Raw genomic sequence first — 349 nt, forward strand, 5'->3', positions numbered from 1 at the left:
GTCATGAGACGCGGGACCCTCCGTTCGGCGGCGCGGCGGACGACCGCCGGACGTGGAAGACGTGCGCGGGCGCCCTCCCGGGCTCCAGGCGCACATAGTTGGCCCTGCCCCAGTGGTAGGTCTCACCCGTCAGTTCGTCGTGGACCGGTGTGGACTCGTGCCAGCCCAGGCCGAGGTCCGGCATGTTCAGTGAGATCGTCGCCTCCTGCGTGTGGTGCGGGTCGAGATTGGCGACCACCAGCACGGCATCGGACCCGGCACGCTTGCTGTAGGCGATCACCTGGTCGTTGTCGGTCTCGTGGAAGCGGAGGTTCCGGAGCCGGTGCAGGGCGGGGTGGGTGCGCCGGAT

The 349-nt window shown here is 69.6% G+C and carries 1 protein-coding gene; it reads right to left on the reverse strand.

All coding sequences use genetic code 11. From position 1 onward, the window contains the following. Position 1: 1 nt before the first annotated feature. Positions 2-349: alpha-glucosidase C-terminal domain-containing protein (locus tag V5O46_RS31690; protein WP_332888187.1), on the reverse strand; the 348-nt coding region annotated here is incomplete at its 5' end.

It is taken from the genome of Streptomyces poriticola (assembly GCF_036689765.1).
GTDB classification, from domain to species: domain Bacteria; phylum Actinomycetota; class Actinomycetes; order Streptomycetales; family Streptomycetaceae; genus Streptomyces; species Streptomyces poriticola.